Origin of the sequence: Pseudomonas sp. Irchel 3E19 (genome assembly GCF_900187585.1) — a bacterium.
Classification (GTDB): Bacteria; Pseudomonadota; Gammaproteobacteria; order Pseudomonadales; family Pseudomonadaceae; genus Aquipseudomonas; species Aquipseudomonas baetica.
Genome location: NZ_FYDT01000017.1, coordinates 60,804 through 83,314, shown reverse-complemented (window position 1 = coordinate 83,314; position 22,511 = coordinate 60,804). Strand labels below are relative to the sequence as shown.

General features: G+C 58.6%; 18 protein-coding genes. 13 read left to right on the top strand and 5 right to left on the bottom strand.

The genetic code is table 11. The annotated features are described in order from the left end of the window. Positions 1-143: 143 nt before the first annotated feature. A complete protein-coding gene (locus tag CKW18_RS13395; RefSeq protein ID WP_095189236.1) occupies positions 144-2,603 on the top strand; it encodes an EAL domain-containing protein in 2,460 nt (819 codons plus the stop codon). 79 nt (positions 2,604-2,682) lie between these two features. After that, complete coding sequence (locus CKW18_RS13390) at positions 2,683-3,444, top strand: TenA family transcriptional regulator (protein WP_371857629.1); 762 nt, start codon at positions 2,683-2,685, stop codon at positions 3,442-3,444. A 136-nt stretch (positions 3,445-3,580) separates the two neighbouring features. Here CKW18_RS13390 and CKW18_RS13385 read toward each other — a convergent pair whose 3' ends face one another. The 5 genes from CKW18_RS13385 to CKW18_RS13365 form a co-directional block, all read right to left on the bottom strand. Further along, positions 3,581-4,507 (bottom strand): GGDEF domain-containing protein, encoded by a 927-nt coding sequence (locus CKW18_RS13385; protein WP_095189234.1) that lies wholly within the window; start codon positions 4,505-4,507, stop codon positions 3,581-3,583. A 361-nt stretch (positions 4,508-4,868) separates the two neighbouring features. Then, complete coding sequence (locus CKW18_RS13380; RefSeq protein WP_085710824.1) at positions 4,869-5,609, bottom strand: YciK family oxidoreductase; 741 nt, start codon at positions 5,607-5,609, stop codon at positions 4,869-4,871. Positions 5,610-5,732: 123 nt separating this feature from the next. Next, a complete protein-coding gene (gene mupP / locus CKW18_RS13375) occupies positions 5,733-6,404 on the bottom strand; it encodes an N-acetylmuramic acid 6-phosphate phosphatase MupP (RefSeq protein ID WP_095189233.1) in 672 nt (223 codons plus the stop codon). A gap of 4 nt (positions 6,405-6,408) precedes the next feature. Further along, entirely contained in the window at positions 6,409-7,107 is a 699-nt protein-coding gene (gene ubiG / locus CKW18_RS13370; RefSeq protein WP_095189232.1) for a bifunctional 2-polyprenyl-6-hydroxyphenol methylase/3-demethylubiquinol 3-O-methyltransferase UbiG, read from the bottom strand. Positions 7,108-7,164: 57 nt separating this feature from the next. Then, the gene (locus tag CKW18_RS13365; RefSeq protein WP_095189231.1) at positions 7,165-8,499 is read right to left on the bottom strand and encodes a TRZ/ATZ family hydrolase; all 1,335 of its coding nucleotides are present in this window, start codon (positions 8,497-8,499) and stop codon (positions 7,165-7,167) included. Between the two features lie 108 nt (positions 8,500-8,607). On the opposite strand from CKW18_RS13365, the gene mtnA reads away from it, so the two are divergent. From mtnA to CKW18_RS13310, 11 genes are all read left to right on the top strand, one after another. After that, positions 8,608-9,684: an S-methyl-5-thioribose-1-phosphate isomerase gene (mtnA, locus tag CKW18_RS13360; protein WP_095189230.1), complete on the top strand. Its 1,077-nt coding sequence runs from the start codon at positions 8,608-8,610 to the stop codon at positions 9,682-9,684. Between the two features lie 423 nt (positions 9,685-10,107). Next, a complete protein-coding gene (gyrA, locus tag CKW18_RS13355) occupies positions 10,108-12,897 on the top strand; it encodes a DNA gyrase subunit A (protein ID WP_095189229.1) in 2,790 nt (929 codons plus the stop codon). 231 nt (positions 12,898-13,128) lie between these two features. Continuing rightward, a complete protein-coding gene (serC, locus tag CKW18_RS13350) occupies positions 13,129-14,214 on the top strand; it encodes a 3-phosphoserine/phosphohydroxythreonine transaminase (RefSeq protein ID WP_095189228.1) in 1,086 nt (361 codons plus the stop codon). Then, positions 14,214-15,308 carry a prephenate dehydratase gene (gene pheA / locus CKW18_RS13345; protein ID WP_007908404.1) on the top strand — a complete coding sequence of 365 codons (1,095 nt, stop codon included), beginning with the start codon at positions 14,214-14,216 and terminating at the stop codon, positions 15,306-15,308. The genes serC and pheA overlap by 1 nt, the downstream gene beginning before the upstream one ends. A 13-nt stretch (positions 15,309-15,321) precedes the next feature. Beyond that, complete coding sequence (gene hisC, locus CKW18_RS13340) at positions 15,322-16,434, top strand: histidinol-phosphate transaminase (protein ID WP_095189227.1); 1,113 nt, start codon at positions 15,322-15,324, stop codon at positions 16,432-16,434. A gap of 28 nt (positions 16,435-16,462) precedes the next feature. Beyond that, positions 16,463-18,670 carry a bifunctional prephenate dehydrogenase/3-phosphoshikimate 1-carboxyvinyltransferase gene (locus CKW18_RS13335; RefSeq protein ID WP_256586958.1) on the top strand — a complete coding sequence of 736 codons (2,208 nt, stop codon included), beginning with the start codon at positions 16,463-16,465 and terminating at the stop codon, positions 18,668-18,670. Further along, positions 18,667-19,356 carry a (d)CMP kinase gene (gene cmk / locus CKW18_RS13330; RefSeq protein ID WP_095189225.1) on the top strand — a complete coding sequence of 230 codons (690 nt, stop codon included), beginning with the start codon at positions 18,667-18,669 and terminating at the stop codon, positions 19,354-19,356. Before CKW18_RS13335 ends, cmk begins: the two co-directional genes overlap by 4 nt. A gap of 119 nt (positions 19,357-19,475) precedes the next feature. Then, positions 19,476-21,158: a 30S ribosomal protein S1 gene (gene rpsA / locus CKW18_RS13325; protein WP_095189224.1), complete on the top strand. Its 1,683-nt coding sequence runs from the start codon at positions 19,476-19,478 to the stop codon at positions 21,156-21,158. Positions 21,159-21,371: 213 nt separating this feature from the next. After that, on the top strand, positions 21,372-21,650 hold the full coding sequence (locus tag CKW18_RS13320) for a hypothetical protein (protein ID WP_095189223.1): 279 nt from the start codon (positions 21,372-21,374) through the stop codon (positions 21,648-21,650). Between the two features lie 150 nt (positions 21,651-21,800). After that, positions 21,801-22,097 carry an integration host factor subunit beta gene (gene ihfB / locus CKW18_RS13315; RefSeq protein WP_003189779.1) on the top strand — a complete coding sequence of 99 codons (297 nt, stop codon included), beginning with the start codon at positions 21,801-21,803 and terminating at the stop codon, positions 22,095-22,097. 30 nt (positions 22,098-22,127) lie between these two features. Beyond that, positions 22,128-22,367, top strand: a complete 240-nt coding sequence (locus CKW18_RS13310) for a lipopolysaccharide assembly protein LapA domain-containing protein (RefSeq protein ID WP_095189222.1) — start codon at positions 22,128-22,130, stop codon at positions 22,365-22,367. Positions 22,368-22,511 lie beyond the last annotated feature (144 nt).

The following is a 22,511-nucleotide window of genomic DNA, read 5'->3' as shown; positions in this document are numbered from 1 at the left end:
CCGCTGGCGGTATATATGTATGCCCCCGGCCTGTGCTGTATTGAGGCGGATCTGCGGCTTGCTCTAATCGGGATCGCCTCCTAGTCTTGGGGGGATGGTCTGATAGGGAAGAATGATCAGGCAGTGACCATGCAAGGAACCCCATGAAGCAAAAGCGGACTCTCGGAACGCCACGGCTGTTGGGCATCGTCTGGCCATTCATTGCCGTTGTGTTGTTTCAGGCGTTATTGGGGGGTGTGAGTCTCTACGTCCTGTCGGCCGTTCGCGGTTATGTCGCGGGTGAGAGTCTGTGGTCCAAGGGCCAGAAAGACGCCATCTATTATCTGAACCTGTACGCCGACAGCCATGACGAGGCGATTTTCCTCAAATACCAGAATGCGATTGCCGTGCCTCAGGGCGGGCATCAGCTGCGGGTGGCTCTGGATCGCCAGCCGCCGGACCTGCAGTCAGCGCGCGAGGGCATTCTCAAGGGCGGCAATCACCCGGACGATGTCTCCAGCCTGATCTGGCTTTACCTCAATTTCCGTCATTTCAGTTACCTCGAAACCGCCATCGACCGCTGGACGGTGGGCGACGCTTACCTCGTGGAGCTCGACAGCTTGGCGCGCGAAATGCACCAGCATATCGTCGCGAACGCGGCCAGTGATGCCGATATCCGCCGCTGGAAAGCGCAGATTTTCGCGATCAACGACGGCGTGACCCCGGCGGCCAAAGCGTTCAGTGACGCTTTGGGTGAAGGGTCGCGGATGATCCTGCGCCTGCTGCTGGTGACCAATCTGGCTACCGCGCTGGGGCTGATCGTGCTGGCGCTGTTGCGCACCCACAAACTGCTCAAGCAACGGCATGCGTTCGCCGAGGCGCTGCAGTTGGAGAAGGATCGGGCGCATATCACTCTGCAGTCGATTGGCGACGGGGTCATCACCACCGATGTGAGCGGTGCCATTGACTATATGAACCCTGCTGCCGAAGCCCTGACCCACTGGAAAGCCGAGCAGGCGGCCGGGCTGCCGCTGGCGGCCTTGTTTAACCTGCTCGATGACAACGCTCAGGCCGAAGGGCTGACGTTGATCGAGCACATCCTCAGCGGTCAGCTCAGTGGTGGCAGCGAACATTCCAGACTGATCCAGCGCCTGGATGGCAGTACGGTTTCGGTGACGCTGGTCGGCGCGCCGATCCGTAACGCCGGCAAGGTCAGTGGCACCGTGCTGGTGTTGCACGACATGACGCAGGAGCGCCAGTACATCGCCAATCTGTCCTGGCAGGCGACCCACGATGCGCTGACCGGGTTGGCCAACCGGCGTGAATTCGAGTATCGCCTTGAGCAGGCGCTGCACAACCTCACGCGCCAGGCCGGGCGCCATGCGCTGATGTTTCTCGATCTCGATCAATTCAAATTGGTCAACGATACTTGTGGCCATGCCGCTGGGGACGAGCTGTTGCGGCACATCTGCACGCTGCTGCAGTCCGGCTTGCGCGAGGGCGACACCCTCGCTCGCCTGGGCGGTGACGAGTTCGGCATTTTGTTGGAGAACTGCGCGCCGGACGCGGCCGAGAAGATTGCCGAGAGCCTGCGTCAGACTATTCAAAACCTGCACTTTGTCTGGAAGGGGCGGCCCTTCCAGACCACCGTGAGTATCGGTCTGGTGCATATCGCGCAAACCCCGACCACCCTCGAAGCCTCGCTGCGCGCTGCCGACATGGCTTGCTACATGGCCAAGGAAAAGGGCCGTAATCGGGTGCAGGTCTACCATGCCGACGATTCCGAGTTGTCCCTGCGCTTCGGCGAAATGGCCTGGGTGCAACGCTTGCACATGGCGCTGGAGGAGGACCGTTTTTGCCTGTACGCCCAGGAAATTGCGCCGCTCAAACCCGATGACAAAACGGGTGGGCACATTGAAATTCTGCTGCGCCTGCACGATGAAGCCGGCCGGATGATTTTGCCTGACAGCTTTATCCCGGCCGCCGAGCGCTATGGTTTGATGAGTCAGTTGGATCGCTGGGTAGTGCAGAACGTATTTAAGGTTATTGCCCAATGTATTAACAAAGAACATCAAACACCCTTGGCGATGTGTGCGATTAATCTTTCAGGCATTACTATCGGAGATGACGCTTTCTTACACTTCCTACAAGAACAGTTTGTTAACTATGCGATACCGCCTGAAATGATTTGTTTTGAAATTACAGAAACCAGTGCAATTTCAAATTTAGGCAGCGCTATTAGATTTATCAATGAACTCAAAGGCTTGGGTTGCTACTTTTCGTTAGATGACTTTTGTGCCGGAATGTCTTCATTCGCTTATCTGAAACATTTACCTGTAGACTTCCTGAAGATCGACGGGAGTTTCGTAAAGGATATGCTGGACGACCCGATTAACCGCGCAATGGTCGAAGTGATCAATCACATCGGGCATGTCATGGGTAAGCAAACAATTGCCGAGTTTGTTGAAACACCGCAGATCGAGCAGGCATTGCTTGAAATCGGCGTGGATTATGCTCAGGGTTATGTCATAGAACGCCCGCAGTTGTTTACCTGTGCCAGTTTGCAAAGTCGGCCCGCCAGACCGCAACCGCTGTTATTCAAAGCGCCTGGCACGTTCCGTTGAAGTCTCTTGCCGATCCTTACAATCACAAATCAAAAGGAGCCGAACAGTGATCGACACATTCAACCGAACCGGACCCCTCATGGAAGCTGCAAGTTATCCTGGCTGGGCACAACAGCTGCTTCAGGATTGCAGCGCGAGCAAGCGCCGGGTTGTCGAACATGAACTTTACTTGCGCATGCGTGATAACAAGCTCAGCGCCAAGACCATGCGTCAGTACCTGATCGGGGGCTGGCCGGTGGTCGAGCAGTTTGCGTTGTATATGGCGCAGAACCTGACCAAAACCAAATTCGCCCGCCACCCCGGTGAAGACATGGCGCGGCGCTGGCTGATGCGCAACATTCGCGTTGAACTCAATCACGCCGATTACTGGGTGCATTGGAGTCGCGCGCACGGTGTAAGTCTGGAAGATCTCCAGGCCCAGCAAGTGCCGCCGGAGTTGCACGCCTTGAGTCATTGGTGCTGGCATACCAGTTCTGCGGATTCGCTGATCGTGGCGATTGCGGCAACCAACTATGCGATCGAGGGCGCGACCGGGGAATGGTCGGCGCTTGTCTGTTCCACGGGCGTGTATGCCGCAGCGTTCCCCGAAGAAGATCGCAAGCGGGCGATGAAGTGGCTGAAGATGCATGCGCAATACGACGATGCGCATCCGTGGGAAGCGCTGGAGATTATCTGCACCCTGGCCGGCATGAACCCGAGCAAGGCCCTACAGGCCGAACTGCGTCAGGCAATCTGCAAGAGCTACGACTACATGTATCTGTTCCTGGAGCGCTGCATGCAGCTTGAGACGTCCGAGCGCTTGCTGGTCAATCGTGAACGCAGAGTCGTAGTCGAAAGCTGATCTTTCGGCTAGTCGTAAACAAAAGTGGGAGCGAGCCTGCTCGCGAGAGGGTGTGTCAGTCAGTCGTTGATCGACTGACACACCGCTTTCGCGAGCAGGCTCGCTCCCACACGGTTTTGTAGAAGGCGGGAAGGGATCAGCCGGCCATCGCCAACCGGTTCCGCCCCTCACGCTTGGCCACGTACAACGCGCTGTCGGCGCGACGCAACAGGCTTTCTGCCGATTCCCCAGGAAGCAGGGTCGAGCACCCCAGGCTGACCGTCAGCTCGATCAACTGGCCATCGGCATAATATTCCGCCGCCTGCGCCGCATAGCGCAGCCGCTCGCCAACCATTGCCGCGGCTTCACGGCTGGTATTGGACAGCAGAATCAGAAACTCTTCGCCGCCATAGCGAAAGACCATATCGACGTTGCGCAATTGCCCCTTGATCGACGCTGCCACGGCTTTGAGCACATCATCGCCGGCACTGTGACCGTGACTGTCGTTGACCCGTTTGAAGTGGTCGATATCGAGCATCAGCACCGACAACGGTTGCAGATGCCGGCGTGACATCTCAATTTCGCGTTGCAGTGTCTGCTCCATCGCGATTCGATTGCCGGCACCGGTCAACGGGTCGCGCAGCGCGCTTTGTGTTGCGGCGCGATAGAGCAGGGCGTTGCGCATCGGGTACAGCAACGATGACAGCAGGGATTCGAGGTTGCCCTGATCCTGCTCGCTGAAACGCAGATTGCGGCGAAACACCAGTTCGCCCATGTGTTCGCCTTCATGGCTGAGGGTGTAGCTGACCGAATGGTGACCGCGAGCGCCGAACTCCAGGCGCAGATCGCTGCCCTGATGCAGATAGCTCAAGGCATCCAGCGGCACAAGACGCTGAACTTCGCGGAAAAACAGACCGAGGATTCGTTGCGGCTCAAGACTGGTTTGCAGTTGCAGGCTCAGTTGCTGGCGTAATTGCGCCAGACTGGTCGGGCGTTCCAGGAGCGGAGGCAACTGACCAAAGCCCAAGCGTTGCAATTTGGCACTGTCAAAGTCAATTGCATTGGTCTGGGAAGGTGATTTCATATGGCGTGAGCCCCTAAGCAGTAAGTCTGTCTTACAGGCTGGGTGAGAGCGGCTATGGGCTGCGCGTCATACTGATCCATCAGTCCCGTAGGACGTTTGGCGTAAGTTTAGTCTGCCTGATGACGATTAGTCAGCTATCGAATCAGGCCTGGCCCCATTGCCTTCACACGGCATGCTTTGAGGGAATTTAGAGCGAAAGTCGTGCCATTCGGTTCGTTTTTATTTAAAGCCATAAAAATCAATGGCTTGGAAATAAGGCGCGGGGAGGGGTGTTGGATATTTGACTCGATTGTGACGGTCATGAGCGGCAAATGCATGCCGCGACGGGAATCCGTCACGGCAACAAATGCGACGTATGGCACTACTGGGCGTTGAACGCCTGGCCGTTGATGCCCGTGCTGTCCGGGCCCATCAGGTACAGGTAGACCGGCATGATCTCTTCCGGGGTCGGATTGTTCAGCGGGTTTTCCCCCGGATAAGCCTGCGCGCGCATGCTGGTGCGTGTACCGCCGGGGTTGATGCTGTTGGAACGCACAGGCGCGACGCCGTCGACTTCGTCGGCCAACGTTTGCATCAGGCCCTCGGTGGCAAACTTCGACACGCCGTAAGCGCCCCAGTAAGCGCGCCCTTTGCGTCCGACGCTGCTGGAGGTGAACACCACCGAAGCATCCTGAGACAGCTTGAGCAGCGGCAACAACGTGCTGGTCAGCATGAACATGGCGTTGACGTTAACCTGCATGACGCGCATGAAGTTTTCGCCGGACAACTGCTCGATCGGCGTGCGCGGGCCAATGATCGAGGCGTTGTGCAGCAAACCGTCGAGGTGGCCGAATTCGCTCTCGATCATCGCCGCCAGTTCATCGTACTGATGGGGCAGGGCGGTTTCGAGGTTGAACGGGATCACTGCCGGTTGCGGGTGGCCCGCGGCTTCGATCTCGTCATAGACCTGCGTCAGATTGGCTTCGGTCTTGCCCAGCAGCAACACGGTTGCGCCATGCGCGGCGTAGGTTTTTGCAGCGGCCGCACCGATGCCACGACCGGCACCGGTGACCAGAATGACCCGATCCTTGAGCAATTCGGGACGAGCGGAGTAATCAAACATAAAAACCTCACAATCCATTAATAGCTAAAAGATCGTCCGAACGCGGTCCGAACCTTCGGTAGCGCCTACAGAAAATCACAATCAGTGTAGGAGCTGCCATAGGCTGCGATCTTTTGACTTTGATCAGCAACTGCAGAGCGCGCTGTCCAAAACCTTGCGCAACTCCAGCGGATGATCCACCACTACGTCCGCTCCCCAATGCCGCGGGTTGTCGTCCGGGTGAATGTAGCCGTAGGTCACTGCGGCCGTTTTGGTCCCGGCATCACGCCCCGACTCGATGTCACGCAGATCATCGCCCACAAACAGAACCGTCGACGGATCCAGATCAAGCATTTTGCACGCGAGGATCAAGGGTTCCGGATCCGGCTTGCTGTTCTTTACATGATCCGGGCAGATCAACAGTGCCGAGCGCTCGGCCAGCCCCAGCTGTTGCATGATCGGCTCGGCGAAGCGCAACGGTTTGTTGGTCACCACGCCCCAGATCAGGTTGGCCTTTTCAATGTCGGCCAGCAGTTCGCCCATGCCGTCGAACAGCTTGCTGTGCACCGCGCAGCCGACGAGGTAGCGTTCGAGGAACTCCAGGCGCAACTCCTCGAAGCCCGGCGATTCCGGGTCCATCGAAAACGTCACCGCGACCATCGCTTTGGCGCCGCCGGAAATCTCGTCGCGGATGTGCTTGTCGTTCATCGCAGGCAAACCACGATCCGCGCGCATCGCCTGGCAGATGGCGATGAAGTCCGGCGCGGTGTCGAGCAGGGTGCCGTCCATGTCGAAAAGAACTGCTCTGATAGCCATCGGCTTACTCCTCGCGCAGGGTCTGGATCATGTAGTTGACGTTAACGTCACTGGCCAGTTTGTAGTGCTTGGTCAGCGGGTTGTAGGTCAGGCCAATGATGTCCTTGACGGTCAGGCCGGCCATGCGGCTCCAGGCACCCAACTCGGACGGGCGGATGAATTTCTTGAAGTCATGTGTGCCGCGCGGCAGCAGCTTCATGATGTATTCAGCGCCGATGATGGCGAACAGGTAGGCCTTCGGGTTGCGGTTGATGGTCGAGAAGAACACCTGGCCGCCCGGCTTGACCATGCGGAAGCAGGCGCGGATGACCGACGATGGATCTGGCACGTGCTCGAGCATTTCCAGGCAGGTCACCACATCGAACTGCTCGGGCATTTCTTCGGCCAGCTCTTCGGCGGTGATCTGGCGGTACTCGACGCTGACGCCGGATTCCAGTTGATGCAGTTGCGCGACCGCCAGGGGCGCTTCGCCCATGTCGATGCCCATCACTGTGGCGCCGCGCTGGGCCATGGCTTCGCTGAGGATGCCGCCACCGCAACCGACGTCGAGGACTTTCTTGCCAGCCAGATTGACGCGTTCGTCAATCCAGTTGACCCGCAGCGGGTTGATGTCGTGCAGCGGTTTGAATTCGCTTTCGCGGTCCCACCAGCGATGGGCCAGGGCTTCGAATTTGGCGATTTCGGCGTGGTCGACGTTGCTCATGTTCAATTCCTCGAAAAACTTGAAAAAGGTTGTAGCCCCGGAGTGTGGCCCGGGTGTTTACGATTCGGTATGGCCGCTGATGCGCTGGCCCCAGGCTCGGGCAACAGCGCCAAGCTGTTCTTCATCCATGCGGGTCAGGCGCCGGTCATCGAGCAATTGTTTGCCGGCGACCCACAGGTGTTTCACGCAATCGCGGCCGGTGGCATATATAAGCTGTGAAACCGGGTCATACACCGGTTGCTGCGCCAGGCCGGACAGGTCGAACGCGACGATGTCGGCGGCTTTGCCGATTTCCAGCGAACCCGTTTCGGATTCGATCCCCAAGGCCCGTGCGCCGTTCAGTGTGGCCATGCGCAGGGCGCGATGGGCATCGAGCGCGGTGGCGGAACCGGCGACGGCTTTGGCCAGTAAGGCGGCAGTGCGGGTTTCGCCGAGCAGATCCAGATCATTGTTGCTGGCCGCGCCGTCAGTGCCGACCGCGACATTCACGCCAGCCTGCCACAGGCGCTCGACGGGGCAGAAGCCGCTGGCGAGTTTCAGGTTCGATTCCGGGCAATGGATGACGTTGGTGTTGCTTTCTACCAGCAACGCCAGGTCGTCATCGCTGATCTGGGTCATGTGCACGGCCTGGAAGCGCGGGCCGAGCAGGCCGAGGCGGCCAAGGCGGGCGAGCGGACGTTCGCCGCGCTGCTCTACGGCTTGCTGGACTTCGAAAGCGGTTTCGTGGACGTGCATGTGGATCGATGCGTCCAGTTCCTCGGCGATGACACGGATTTTCTCGAGGTTCTCGTCGCCGACGGTGTAGGGTGCATGAGGGCCGAAAGTAATCTTGATCCGCTCGTGATGCTTCAGATCACCGAACAGCTCGACGCCCTGACGAATGGCCTCGTCGGCACTGCTGGCGCCAGGGATCGGGAAATCGAGGATCGGAATGGCGATCTGCGCGCGGATGCCGCTGTTGTGCACACGCTCGCTGGCGACTTTCGGGAAGAAGTACATGTCCGAGAAGCACGTGATGCCACCCTTGATCTGCTCGGCGATGGCCAGATCGGTGCCGTCGCGGACAAACGCTTCATCGACCCATTTGGCTTCGGCCGGCCAGATGTGGTTTTCCAGCCAGGTCATCAGTGGCAGATCATCGGCCAGGCCACGGAACAGCGTCATCGCTGCGTGGCCGTGTGTATTGATCAGGCCCGGAGCGAGCAGCACATCCGGCAATTCGCGCACTTGCGTGGCGTTACACTTCAATGCTTCGGCGCGCGGGCCGATAAACACGATGCGCCCGTCGCGGATGCCCAGGCCATGCTCCTTGAGCACAACGCCTGCAGGTTCGACGGGTACCAGCCAGGTCGGCAGCAATAATAAGTCGAGCGCAATGGCAGGTTTCGGCATCGAGGGTCGGTTCCAGTGCTTTTGTAAAGGATGGCGAAGTATACCCGAGCGTCTTCGCGGGGGGATCGCTATAATCGGTGGCTTTTGTTCATGAGTGCGGGGTGAGGGATGCGCGATCGACTGTTGGCTGCGGAGAAAGTAAAGGCCATCGATTGGCGAGATGGCGCGCTCCACCTGCTGGATCAGCGTATTTTGCCGTTCGAGGAAACCTGGATCGCCTACACCAGCGCCGCCGGCGTGGCTGAGGCGATTCGCTCGATGGTGGTGCGTGGCGCGCCGGCCATCGGCATCAGCGCGGCCTATGGCATCGTGCTCGCGGCTCGCGCGCGAATTGCCGAAGGAGGCGACTGGTACGCGGCGCTGGAAGAGGACTTCGCTCTGTTGGCTGATTCCCGTCCGACCGCGGTCAACCTGTTCTGGGCGTTGAATCGCATGCACGATCGGCTGGATCGCTTGAAGGACAATGCCGATCCGCTGGTGGCACTGGAAGCCGAAGCCATCGCGATTCATGAAAGCGATCGCGAAGCCAACCTGACCATGGCACAGCTCGGTGTCGATCTGATCCGCAAGCATCAGGGCAATGCGCAGGCGATTCTCACCCACTGCAATACCGGGGCGCTGGCGACCGGTGGTTTCGGTACGGCGCTGGGGGTTATTCGCGCGGCTTTTCTCGAAGGCATGGTCGAGCGCGTTTATGCTGACGAAACCCGTCCGTGGCTACAGGGTTCGCGCCTGACCGCGTGGGAGCTGGCTAACGAAGGCATCCCGGTAACGCTGAATGCCGACTCTGCTGCCGCGCACATCATGAAAACCAAAGGCGTGACCTGGGTGATCGTCGGCGCTGACCGCATCACCGCCAATGGTGACGTGGCCAACAAGATCGGCACCTATCAACTGGCGGTCAATGCCATGCACCACGGTGTGCGTTTCATGGTCGTGGCGCCGAGTTCGACCATTGACATGCACTTGGCCAGCGGTGACGACATTCCGATCGAGGAGCGTGATGGCGCCGAGTTGCTGGAAGTCGGTGGCAAGCGTGTCGGCGCTGATGTTGAAGCGTTTAACCCGGTGTTTGACGTAACCCCTGCTGACTTGATCGATGCCATCGTCACCGAAAAAGGCATCGTCGAGCGTCCGGATACCGCGAAAATGGCCCAGTTGATGTGCCGCAAGCGCCTGCACTAACGCACTGTTGTGTCTGACAGGTCGCCATCGCTGGCAAGTCAGCTCCCACAGGTTTGTGCTCGGCATTGTTCCTGTGGGAGCTGGCTTGCCAGCGATGAGGGCGTTAATGTCAATAAACATCGCAAAACCAAGCCCGAATTCTGCATTCGAAGAAGCTCTAAGCTTCTCTCGTCCCCCTTTAAGACGATTATCGGTCAACTAACTATGCTCCATGCGCTTGTGGGGGATAGGTGCGTGGCGGCGATTGTGGTAGCATCCGGCGTTTTCCGAGGCAGTCCCACGGGGTTGTCTTCACTGCGCAAATCCAGGGTTCAACTTGTTGATTTGTCGTAAGTCGGCGCATGGCACTCAGCCTGCATTGACGAGCTTCGTGATCCCTATGGATATGACGAGGTTTCACCAGAAAAAGGAATCAGGCTTCTCATGGGCGAACTGGCCAAAGAAATCCTCCCGGTCAATATCGAAGACGAGCTGAAACAGTCCTACCTCGATTACGCGATGAGCGTGATCGTCGGCCGTGCACTGCCGGATGCGCGCGATGGCTTGAAGCCCGTGCACCGTCGAGTGCTGTTCGCGATGAGCGAGCTGGGCAACGACTTCAACAAGCCGTACAAGAAATCTGCCCGTGTTGTCGGTGACGTGATCGGTAAGTATCACCCGCACGGTGATACCGCGGTTTACGACACCATCGTCCGCATGGCGCAGCCATTCTCGCTGCGTTATCTGCTGGTCGACGGTCAGGGCAACTTCGGTTCGGTGGACGGCGACAACGCCGCGGCCATGCGATACACCGAAGTGCGCATGACCAAGCTGGCGCACGAACTGCTGGCTGACCTGCATAAAGAAACCGTGGACTGGGTGCCGAACTACGACGGCACCGAAATGATCCCGGCGGTCATGCCGACCCGTATTCCCAACCTGCTGGTCAACGGTTCCAGCGGTATCGCCGTGGGCATGGCGACCAACATCCCGCCGCACAACCTCGGTGAAGTCATCGACGGTTGCCTGGCGCTCATCGACAATCCCGAGCTGACTGTCGACGAACTGATGCAATACATCCCCGGCCCGGACTTCCCGACCGCCGCGATCATCAACGGTCGCGCCGGCATCATCGAAGCCTACCGCACCGGTCGCGGGCGCATTTACATGCGTGCGCGTTCGATCGTTGAGGACATCGACAAGGTCGGTGGCCGTCAGCAGATCGTTATCACCGAACTCCCTTACCAGTTGAACAAGGCGCGTCTGATCGAGAAGATCGCCGAGCTGGTAAAAGAGAAGAAACTCGAAGGCATTACCGAGCTGCGTGACGAGTCCGACAAGGATGGTATGCGCGTGGTGATCGAGCTGCGTCGCGGCGAAGTGCCTGAGGTGATCCTCAACAACCTCTACGCCCAGACCCAGCTGCAATCGGTATTCGGCATCAACATCGTTGCGCTGATCGACGGCCGTCCGCGGATCCTGAATCTCAAGGATCTGCTGGAAGCCTTCGTCCGTCACCGTCGCGAAGTGGTCACCCGCCGCACCGTGTTCGAATTGCGCAAAGCGCGTGAGCGTGGGCACATTCTCGAAGGCCAGGCTGTTGCCCTGTCGAACATCGACCCGGTGATCGCCCTGATCAAGGCTTCGCCAACTCCGTCGGAAGCCAAGGAAGCGCTGATCAGCACGCCTTGGGAATCCTCTGCGGTGGTGGCGATGGTTGAACGTGCCGGTGCTGATTCGTGCCGTCCGGAAAACCTTGATCCGCAATACGGTCTGCGCGAAGGCAAGTACTTCCTGTCGCCAGAGCAGGCGCAAGCCATTCTGGAGCTGCGTCTGCACCGTCTGACCGGTCTGGAGCACGAGAAGCTGCTGGCCGAGTATCAAGAGATCCTCAACCAGATCGGCGAACTGATCCGCATCCTCAACAGTGCCGTGCGCCTGATGGAAGTGATCCGCGAAGAGCTGGAAGTGATCCGCGCCGAATACGGCGATCAGCGCCGCACCGAGATTCTCGATGCACGTCTCGATCTGACGCTGGGCGACATGATCCCGGAAGAAGAGCGCGTCGTGACCATCTCCAACGGTGGCTATGCCAAGACCCAGCCATTGGCTGCGTACCAGGCTCAGCGCCGGGGCGGCAAAGGCAAATCGGCGACCGGCGTCAAGGATGAGGACTACATCACTCACCTGCTGGTTGCCAACAGCCACACCACGCTGCTGCTGTTCTCCAGTAAAGGCAAGGTGTACTGGCTGAAGACTTACGAGATTCCTGAAGCATCGCGTGCTGCACGTGGTCGTCCACTGGTCAACCTGTTACCGCTGGACAAAGACGAGACCATCACCGCGATGCTGTCGGTGGATCTCGAGGCGCTGCAAAAACGCGCTGGCGACGAAGATGAAGACGATGTCAACGATGAAATCATGGACAGCGAAGTGGTTGAAGCTGAAGAAGCTGTCGAGCTGGAAGAAATCGACGGCGATACGTCCGAATTGATAGCTGCGCGGACCGGTGAGTACATCTTCATGGCGACGGCTTCCGGTACCGTCAAGAAGACCCCGCTGGCACGCTTCGCCCGTCCGCGTTCCAATGGCCTGATCGCCTTGAAGCTGAAGGAAGGCGACACGTTGATTGCGGCTGCCATCACTGATGGCGCGAAAGAAATCATGCTGTTCTCCGACGCTGGCAAGGTGATTCGTTTCGCTGAAGCCGCAGTGCGCGAAATGGGCCGTGGTGCACGCGGTATCCGCGGCATGCGGATCCTCAAGGATCAGAAGCTGATCTCGATGCTGATTCCTGAGTCGGGCGCGCAGATCCTGACCGCTTCCGAGCGTGGTTTCGGCAAGCGCACCGCCCTGAGCAAGTTCCCACGCCGCGGTCGCGGTGGTCAGGGTGTGATTGCGATGGTTACCAAGGAGCGTAACGGCAAGCTGGTCGGTGCGATCCAGGTGCAGGAAGGCGAGGAAGTCATGCTGATTTCCGACCAGGGCACGCTGGTGCGGACCCGTGTTGATGAAGTGTCCAGTCTGGGTCGTAACACCCAGGGTGTGACCCTGATCAAGCTGGCCACTGATGAAACGCTGGTCGGTCTGGAGCGGGTTCAGGAGCCGTCGGAAGTCGAGGGCGAAGAGCTCGAAGGTGAAGAGGGGCTGGTGTCCGGCGCGGAAGTCGTGATTGACGACGTTGCCGAAGATCAGCAACTCGACGCCGCAGCTGACGAAGAACCGCAGGAATAAGCGGACAAGCGAGGGGGCGGATGAGAATTCGCCCCCTTGTTATTTGTCCGGTATGAAATTTCGACATCATGGAGATCCCCTGTGGGAGCGAGCCTGCTCGCGAATGCAGGCGCTGCGGCACCTCTGACGCACCGCGGTGATGCATTCGCGAGCAGGCTCGCTCCCACAGGGCCGTGTTGATCGGTAGTGTGATTTATTGCGTGATACCACCAAATCAGAGCGAGATTGGATGTGAGCAAGCGAGCCTATAACTTCTGCGCCGGTCCTGCGGCGCTTCCTGAAGCTGTCCTGCAGCGCGCCCAGGGTGAACTCCTTGATTGGCGCGGCAAGGGCCTGTCGGTCATGGAAATGAGCCATCGCAGTGATGAGTTCGTGTCCATCGCGACCCAGGCCGAGCAGGATCTGCGTGACCTGCTGAATATCCCTTCGAACTACAAAGTGTTGTTTCTGCAAGGCGGCGCGAGCCAGCAGTTTGCACAGATCCCGCTGAACCTGCTGCCTGAAGGCGGCTCTGCCGACTATATCGACACCGGTATCTGGTCGCAGAAAGCCATTGAAGAAGCGTCGCGCTACGGCCACGTCAACGTAGCCGCAACCGCCAAGCCTTACGATTATTTCGCCATCCCGGGCCAGAACGAGTGGAGCCTGTCGAAAGACGCCGCTTACGTTCACTACGCGCCGAACGAAACCATTGGCGGTCTGGAATTCCAGTGGATTCCGCAAACCGGCGACGTGCCGCTGGTGGCCGACATGTCCTCGGACATCCTTTCGCGTCCGGTTGATGTCTCGCGTTTCGGCATGATCTACGCCGGTGCGCAGAAGAACATTGGTCCGAGCGGCATCGTCGTCAACATCATCCGCGAAGACTTGCTCGGCAAGGCGCGCTCGCTGTGCCCGACCATGCTCGACTACAAGGTCGCAGCCGACAACGGCTCGATGTACAACACCCCGCCGACCCTGGCCTGGTACTTGTCCGGCCTGGTGTTCCAGTGGCTGAAAGAGCAGGGCGGCGTCGACGCCATCGCCAAACTCAACGACGTCAAACAGCGCACGCTGTACGACTTCATCGACGCCAGTGGCCTCTACAGCAACCCGATCAACAAGTCGGATCGCTCGTGGATGAACGTGCCGTTCCGTCTGGCCGATGACCGTCTGGACAAGCCGTTCCTGGCCGGTGCCGAAGAGCGCGGTCTGCTCAATCTCAAGGGTCACCGCTCGGTGGGCGGCATGCGCGCCTCCATCTACAATGCCGTCGACATCACTGCAGTCAATGCGCTGGTGGCCTACATGGCTGAATTCGAGAAGGAACACGGCTGATGTCCGAGCAAGAACTCAAGGCACTGCGCGTTCGCATTGACGCTCTGGACACCAAAGTCATGGAGCTGATCAGTGAGCGTGCGCGTTGCGCCCAGGAAGTCGCGCGAGTAAAGATGGCCTCGCTGGCCGAAGGCGAAGTGCCGGTGTTCTATCGTCCCGAGCGTGAAGCTCAGGTGCTCAAGCGTGTGATGGAGCGTAACCAGGGGCCGCTGGGCAACGAAGAGATGGCGCGGTTGTTCCGCGAAATCATGTCTTCGTGCCTGGCGCTGGAGCAGCCGTTGAAAGTGGCCTACCTCGGGCCTGAAGGCACTTTCACCCAGGCGGCGGCCATGAAGCACTTCGGTCACGCAGTGATCAGCAAGCCGATGGCGGCGATCGACGAAGTGTTCCGTGAAGTGGCCGCCGGTGCGGTGAATTTTGGCGTGGTGCCAGTGGAAAACTCCACCGAAGGCGCAGTCAATCACACGCTGGACAGCTTCCTCGAGCACGACATGGTGATCTGTGGCGAAGTCGAGTTGCGCATCCACCATCACCTGTTGGTCGGTGAAAACACCAAGACCGACAGCATCAGCCGCATCTATTCCCACGCGCAGTCGCTGGCCCAGTGCCGCAAGTGGCTGGACGCGCATTACCCGAATGTCGAGCGCGTGGCGGTGTCGAGCAACGCCGAAGCGGCCAAGCGGGTCAAAGGTGAGTGGAACTCGGCGGCGATTGCCGGCGACATGGCGGCCGGGCTGTATGGCCTGACCCGTCTGGCCGAGAAAATCGAGGATCGCCCGGATAACTCCACGCGCTTCCTGATGATCGGTAACCAGGAAGTGCCACCAACCGGTGACGACAAGACCTCGATCATCGTGTCGATGAGCAACAAACCCGGCGCGCTCCACGAGCTGCTGGTGCCGTTCCATGACAATGGCATCGACCTGACTCGCATCGAGACCCGCCCGTCGCGTAGCGGCAAATGGACCTACGTGTTCTTCATCGACTTTGTCGGCCACCACCGTGATCCGTTGATCAAAGGTGTGCTGGAAAAGATCAGTCAGGAAGCAGTGGCACTCAAAGTGCTGGGTTCCTACCCGAAAGCGGTTCTGTAAGGGGCGGTAGTCAATGAGTGGCAATTTCCTCGCTCTGGCACAGCCGGGCGTGCAACAACTTTCGCCGTACGTTCCGGGCAAGCCTGTGGACGAACTGGCGCGCGAGCTGGATCTGGATCCGGCGAAAATCGTCAAACTGGCGAGTAACGAAAACCCGCTGGGCGCCAGCCCGAAAGCCTTGGCGGCGATCCGCGAAGAGCTGGCCGAGCTGACGCGTTATCCGGACGGCAATGGCTTTGCGCTGAAATCCTTGCTGGCCGAGCAGTGCCGCGTTGAGCTGAACCAGGTCACCCTGGGCAATGGCTCCAACGACATTCTCGAACTGGTGGCGCGCGCCTATCTGGCGCCGGGCTTGAATGCAGTATTCAGCGAGCACGCGTTCGCGGTGTATCCGATCGCCACTCAGGCGGTCGGTGCGCAAGCCAAAGTGGTGCCGGCCAAGGATTGGGGGCATGACCTGCCTGCGATGCTCGCCGCCATCGACGCCAACACCCGCGTGGTGTTCATCGCCAACCCGAACAACCCGACCGGAACCTGGTTCGGTGCCGAGGCGCTGGACGAATTCCTGCAGGATGTTCCAGGGCATGTGCTGGTGGTGCTGGATGAGGCGTACATCGAGTATGCCGAAGGCAGTGATCTGCCGGACGGTCTGGACTTCCTTGCGGCGTACCCGAATCTGCTGGTCTCGCGCACCTTCTCCAAGGCCTATGGTCTGGCAGCTTTGCGCGTCGGCTATGGTCTGTCGACCCCGGTAGTGGCTGACGTGCTGAACCGTGTTCGCCAGCCATTCAACGTCAACAGCCTGGCGTTGGCTGCGGCTTGTGCAGCATTGAAGGATGACGAGTATCTGGCGCAAAGCCGTCAACTGAACGAATCCGGCATGCAGCAATTGCAAGCAGGCTTCCGTGAGCTGGGTCTTGGCTGGATCGAGTCCAAAGGCAACTTTATTTGTGTTGACCTTGGTCAGATGGCGGCTCCAGTGTTCCAGGGCTTGCTGCGCGAAGGCGTGATCGTGCGTCCAGTGGCCAACTACGGCATGCCGAATCACCTGCGGGTGACCATTGGTCTGCCGGCGGAAAACAGCCGCTTCCTTGAAGCGCTGCGCAAGGTTCTGGCTCGTGGGTGATGTCACTGCACTGCAATCTGCTGCACCTATGATCGGTCGCCTGGTGGTGGTCGGTCTGGGGTTGATCGGTGGTTCGTTTGCCAAAGGCTTGCGTGAAAGCGGCGTGTGCCGTGAAGTGGTCGGCGTTGATCTCGACCCGCAGTCGCGCAAGCTGGCGGTCGAGTTGGGCGTGGTGGATCGCTGTGAGGAAGACCTGGCAGTGGCCTGTCAGGGTGCTGACGTGATTCAACTGGCGGTGCCGATTCTGGCCATGGAGAAAGTGCTCGCGCGGTTGGCGAGTCTGGATCTGGGGCAAGCGATTGTGACGGATGTCGGCAGCGCCAAAGGCAATGTGGTGCGCGCTGCGACCGAGGCGTTCGGCGGTATGCCGGCGCGCTTCGTGCCGGGCCATCCGATTGCCGGTTCCGAGCAGAGTGGGGTGGAAGCCTCCAATGCCGAGCTGTTCCGTCGCCACAAAGTCATTCTCACGCCGCTTGAGCAAACTGATCCAATGGCGCTTGCCATGGTCGATCGTCTATGGCGCGAACTGGGTGCCGACGTCGAGCACATGCAGGTCGAGCGTCACGATGAAGTGCTGGCTGCAACCAGTCATCTGCCGCACTTGCTGGCCTTCGGTCTGGTCGACTCGTTGGCCAAGCGCAATGAAAACCTTGAGATCTTCCGTTACGCTGCCGGTGGTTTCCGCGATTTCACAAGAATCGCCGGAAGCGACCCGGTGATGTGGCACGACATCTTCCTCGCCAACCGCGAGGCTGTTTTGCGCACACTCGATACATTTCGCAGCGACCTCGACGCCTTGCGCGACGCGGTCGATGCAGGGGATGGGCACCAATTGTTGGGCGTTTTCACTCGCGCCCGGGTTGCCCGCGAGCATTTCAGTAAAATCCTGGCCCGCAGGGCCTATGTGGACGCTATGAATTCCAACGATCTGATCTTCCTGGCTCAACCTGGTGGCCGCCTGTCCGGTCGGATTCGCGTACCGGGTGACAAATCGATTTCCCACCGTTCGATCATGCTCGGCTCGCTGGCCGAAGGCGTCACCGAAGTCGAAGGTTTCCTTGAGGGCGAAGATGCTCTGGCGACCTTGCAGGCATTCCGTGACATGGGCGTGGTCATCGAAGGCCCGCACCATGGCCGCGTGACTATCCATGGTGTCGGCCTGCATGGTCTGAAGCCTGCGCCGGGCCCGATCTATCTGGGCAACTCCGGTACGTCGATGCGTCTGCTGTCCGGCCTGCTGGCCGCGCAGAACTTCGACAGCACCCTGACCGGCGATGCTTCGCTGTCCAAGCGTCCGATGAATCGCGTGGCCAATCCGCTGCGCGAAATGGGCGCCGTGATCGAAACCGCCGCCGAAGGCCGTCCGCCGATGACCATTCGTGGCGGGCACAAGCTCAAGGGCCTGACCTACACCATGCCGATGGCCAGTGCTCAGGTGAAATCCTGCCTGCTGCTTGCCGGTCTGTACGCTGAAGGCAAGACCACTGTTACCGAGCCTGCGCCAACCCGTGACCACACCGAGCGCATGCTGCGCGGTTTTGGCTACCCTGTGAGTGTCAATGGCGCCACGGCATCGGTCGAATCCGGTGGCAAGCTGACGGCGACCCATATCGAAGTGCCAGGCGACATCTCGTCGTCGGCGTTCTTCCTGGTTGCTGCTTCAATCGCTGAAGGTTCGGAGCTGGTGCTGGAGCACGTTGGCATCAACCCGACCCGTACGGGTGTGATCGACATCCTGCGTCTGATGGGCGCTGACATTACTCTGGAAAACCAGCGTGAAGTCGGCGGCGAACCTGTAGCAGACCTGCGCGTGCGGGCAGCTAAACTCAAAGGTATCGAAATCCCGGAAGAGCTGGTTCCGCTGGCGATCGACGAATTCCCGGTGCTGTTCGTAGCCGCCGCCTGTGCCGAAGGGCGCACTGTGCTGACCGGTGCCGAAGAGTTGCGAGTCAAGGAATCGGACCGTATCCAGGTCATGGCGGACGGTTTGCTGGCGCTGGGCGTCAAGTGCGAGCCGACCGCGGACGGCATCATCATCGACGGCGGCCAGATCGGCGGCGGCGAAGTGCATGGTCACGGCGATCACCGTATTGCCATGGCGTTCAGTGTGGCGTCCTTGCGTGCCACTGCACCGATCCGCATCCATGATTGCGCCAACGTCGCGACGTCGTTCCCGAACTTCCTTGCGCTGTGCGGGCAGGTTGGTATTCGTGTGGCACAAGAGGCTCAGTCGTGAAAAACATTGCACCGGTCATCACCATTGATGGGCCAAGCGGCTCGGGCAAAGGCACTGTGGCCGGGATTCTGGCCAAACGTCTGGGCTGGAATCTGCTGGATTCCGGTGCGCTTTATCGCTTGCTGGCTTTCGCTGCGCACAATCATGGGGTCGACCTGACCAATGAAGAGTTGCTCAAGCAACTTGCCGCTCATCTGGATGTTCAGTTCATCGCGGCGACCGACGGTCAATTGCAGCGAATCATCCTGGAAGGTGACGAAGTCAGCGATGTCATCCGCACTGAAAGCGTCGGTTCCGGCGCTTCTCAAGTGGCTGCGTTGCCGGCCGTGCGTGAGGCGCTGCTACAGCGCCAGCGTGCTTTCCAGGAAGCGCCGGGCCTTGTCGCCGATGGTCGCGACATGGGCACGGTGGTTTTTCCGAGTGCGCCGCTGAAGATTTTCCTGACCGCCAGTGCCGAGGAGCGGGCGCGCCGTCGATATTTGCAGTTGAAGGGCAAAGTCGAGGGTGTTAGTCTGTCGAGTCTGCTAGATGAGATCCGTGCACGCGACGAGCGTGACATCCAGCGAGCGGTAGCCCCGCTTAAACCGGCGGCTGACGCCATACAGCTGGATTCCACGGAGTTGTCCATCGATCAGGTGCTTGAACGCATCATGAGCGAGATCGCCATTCGCGATATCGCCGGGTGACCAAGAAGGCGGCAGGGGACCAGTCATAGTCCTGCGGCGCTTCTTCTATATGAAACTAACCCACACCGTCTGGGGTGTGGAGATGGGCGTATCCTTCGCCCTCATTTACAGGAATTAAAATGAGCGAAAGCTTTGCGGAACTCTTTGAAGAAAGCCTAAAAACCCTGAACCTTCAGGCAGGCTCCATCATCACCGGTGTTATCGTTGATATCGATTACCAGGCTCGCTGGGTAACCGTTCACGCTGGCCTGAAGTCTGAAGCACTCATCCCGCTTGAGCAGTTCTACAACGACGCTGGCGATCTGACTATCAATGTCGGTGACGAAGTTCACGTTGCTCTGGACTCGGTTGAAGACGGTTTCGGTGAAACCAAGCTGTCCCGTGAAAAAGCCAAGCGCGCTGAGTGCTGGATCGTTCTGGAAGCTGCCTTCGCAGCCGAGGAAGTGGTCAAGGGCGTTATCAACGGTAAGGTTAAAGGCGGCTTCACTGTCGACGTTAACGGCATCCGTGCGTTCCTGCCAGGTTCCCTGGTTGACGTCCGTCCAGTGCGCGACACCACGCACCTGGAAGGCAAAGAGCTGGAATTCAAGGTCATCAAGCTGGACCAGAAGCGCAACAACGTTGTCGTTTCCCGTCGCAGCGTCCTGGAAGCCGAGAACTCCGCCGAGCGTGAAGCTCTGCTGGAATCCCTGCAGGAAGGCCAGCAAGTCAAAGGTATCGTCAAAAACCTCACCGATTACGGCGCATTCGTCGATCTGGGTGGCGTGGACGGCCTGCTGCACATCACCGACATGGCCTGGAAGCGCATCAAGCATCCTTCCGAGATCGTCAACGTTGGTGACGAAATCGACGTTAAGGTTCTGAAATACGATCGCGAACGCAACCGTGTTTCCCTGGGCCTGAAGCAACTGGGCGAAGATCCATGGGTTGCTATCAAAGCCCGTTACCCAGAAAGCACTCGCGTTACCGCACGTGTAACCAACCTGACCGACTACGGCTGCTTCGCTGAGCTGGAAGAAGGCGTTGAAGGCCTGGTACACGTTTCGGAAATGGACTGGACCAACAAAAACATCCACCCTTCGAAAGTCGTACAAGTCGGCGACGAAGTGGAAGTTATGGTTCTGGACATCGACGAAGAGCGTCGTCGTATCTCCCTGGGCATCAAGCAGTGCAAATCTAACCCATGGGAAGATTTCTCTGGCCAGTTCAACAAGGGCGATAAAATCTCCGGCACCATCAAGTCGATCACCGATTTCGGTATCTTCATTGGTCTGGACGGCGGCATCGACGGTCTGGTTCACCTGTCCGACATCTCCTGGAACGAAGTTGGCGAAGAAGCTGTTCGTCGTTTCAAGAAGGGCGACGAGCTGGACACCGTTATCCTGTCGGTTGACCCAGAGCGCGAGCGTATCTCCCTGGGTATCAAGCAGCTGGAAAGCGACCCGTTCTCCGAGTACGTCTCGGTTAACGACAAAGGCGCAATCGTTACTGGCACCGTGAAAGAAGTTGACGCCAAAGGCGCCATCATCGTTCTTGCCGACGATATCGAAGCGACTCTGAAAGCCTCCGAAATCAGCCGTGACCGCGTTGAAGACGCGCGCAACGTTCTGAAAGAAGGTCAGGAAGTAGAAGCCAAGATCATCAGCGTTGACCGCAAGAGCCGCGTAATCCAGCTCTCCATCAAGTCGAAAGACGATGCTGAAGAGAAAGAAGCTATCCAAAGCCTGAAGGCTGAAGAAGCTCCTGCTGGCGACACCACCATGGCGGCACTGCTGCGCCAGGCAATGGCCAAACAGAACTAAGTTCTGCTTGATCATGAAAAGGGCGACTTCGGTCGCCCTTTTTTGTGCCTGCGATTTACTGATCGGCGATTCCGTTTTCCTGAATCGGGAGGGGTAGTGAAACCAATCCATTTCCCGGGATGTCTGTTTCTTTAATCGGATCAATCGCCTATTCGCGACTAAGCTTGATTTCAGGTGCGTAGTCGCCGGGCTTGGCCTGGCATAAGGAAGTGGATGAACAAGTTTATTGTCCTCGTTGCAGTGCTTGCGCTGGCGGGATGTACCACGAGCGCCAAATCCCATGCGGTGCGTGGTGTCAGTGGGATCGAGATTGACTGTTCGGGGCTGGGCTCTGGCTGGGAGAAGTGCCAAAAACGCGCGGCCAAGGAGTGTAAGGGTTCCGGCTATAAGGTCATTACGCGCTCTGACGACGCCAAGGATGAAGACGATTATCCTTTTGGCTTTAATCCCGCGGGCTTCGTAACCCGCACCATGCTGGTGATGTGCCGCTAGATCTGCGGTCTTCCGGCTTGGTATGGCGCCCTGAAAATGGGCGTCCAGATGCTGTGGAAGATATGTCAATCCCTGGGCTGTTCAAAATCTTCCGGGCGTGCTAAAACCTTTCAAGCGCTGATCTAGCTGCTTGAAAAAGAAGGGAAAAATATGACGAAGTCGGAGTTGATCGAACGAATTGTCACCCATCAAGGGCTGCTCTCATCCAAGGATGTGGAGCTGGCCATCAAGACCATGCTTGAACAAATGTCCCAATGTCTGGCCACCGGTGATCGTATCGAGATCCGCGGGTTTGGCAGCTTCTCTTTGCACTATCGTGCGCCGCGCGTTGGTCGCAATCCAAAGACTGGCCAGTCGGTTAGCCTCGACGGCAAATTTGTCCCGCATTTCAAGCCGGGCAAAGAGTTGCGTGATCGGGTGAACGAGGAAGAGGAGGAGGGGGTTTGATCCTCGCTGCTGACTATCAGGGAGACGCTCATGCGTAATCTCAAGCGCATACTAATTGGCGTTTTTATTCTTTTATTGGTGCTGGCGATCCTGGCCTTTGTGCTTGAGAACCAGCAGTCAGTTTCTTTGCTGTTTCTGGGTTGGGCAGGACCTGAACTTCCAGTATCGCTGGTCGTAGTGCTGGCCTTGCTCCTTGGTATGATCTTCGGCCCGATACTTGGCCTGTTTCTGGGGCGTTCGTCCAAAGCAGCGCGCAAGCGCCTTGTCTGAAAGCGACAGGTACAGGGCGTCTGTCGAATTTGCGCCTCAACCTGTCTATATCCATTAGTAAAAGATTCATTAAGCTGTAAAATGCGTCCCTTGTTCGATAGTGGCATATTCCCACATCGATTCAGACTGACTCTGACAGAAGCC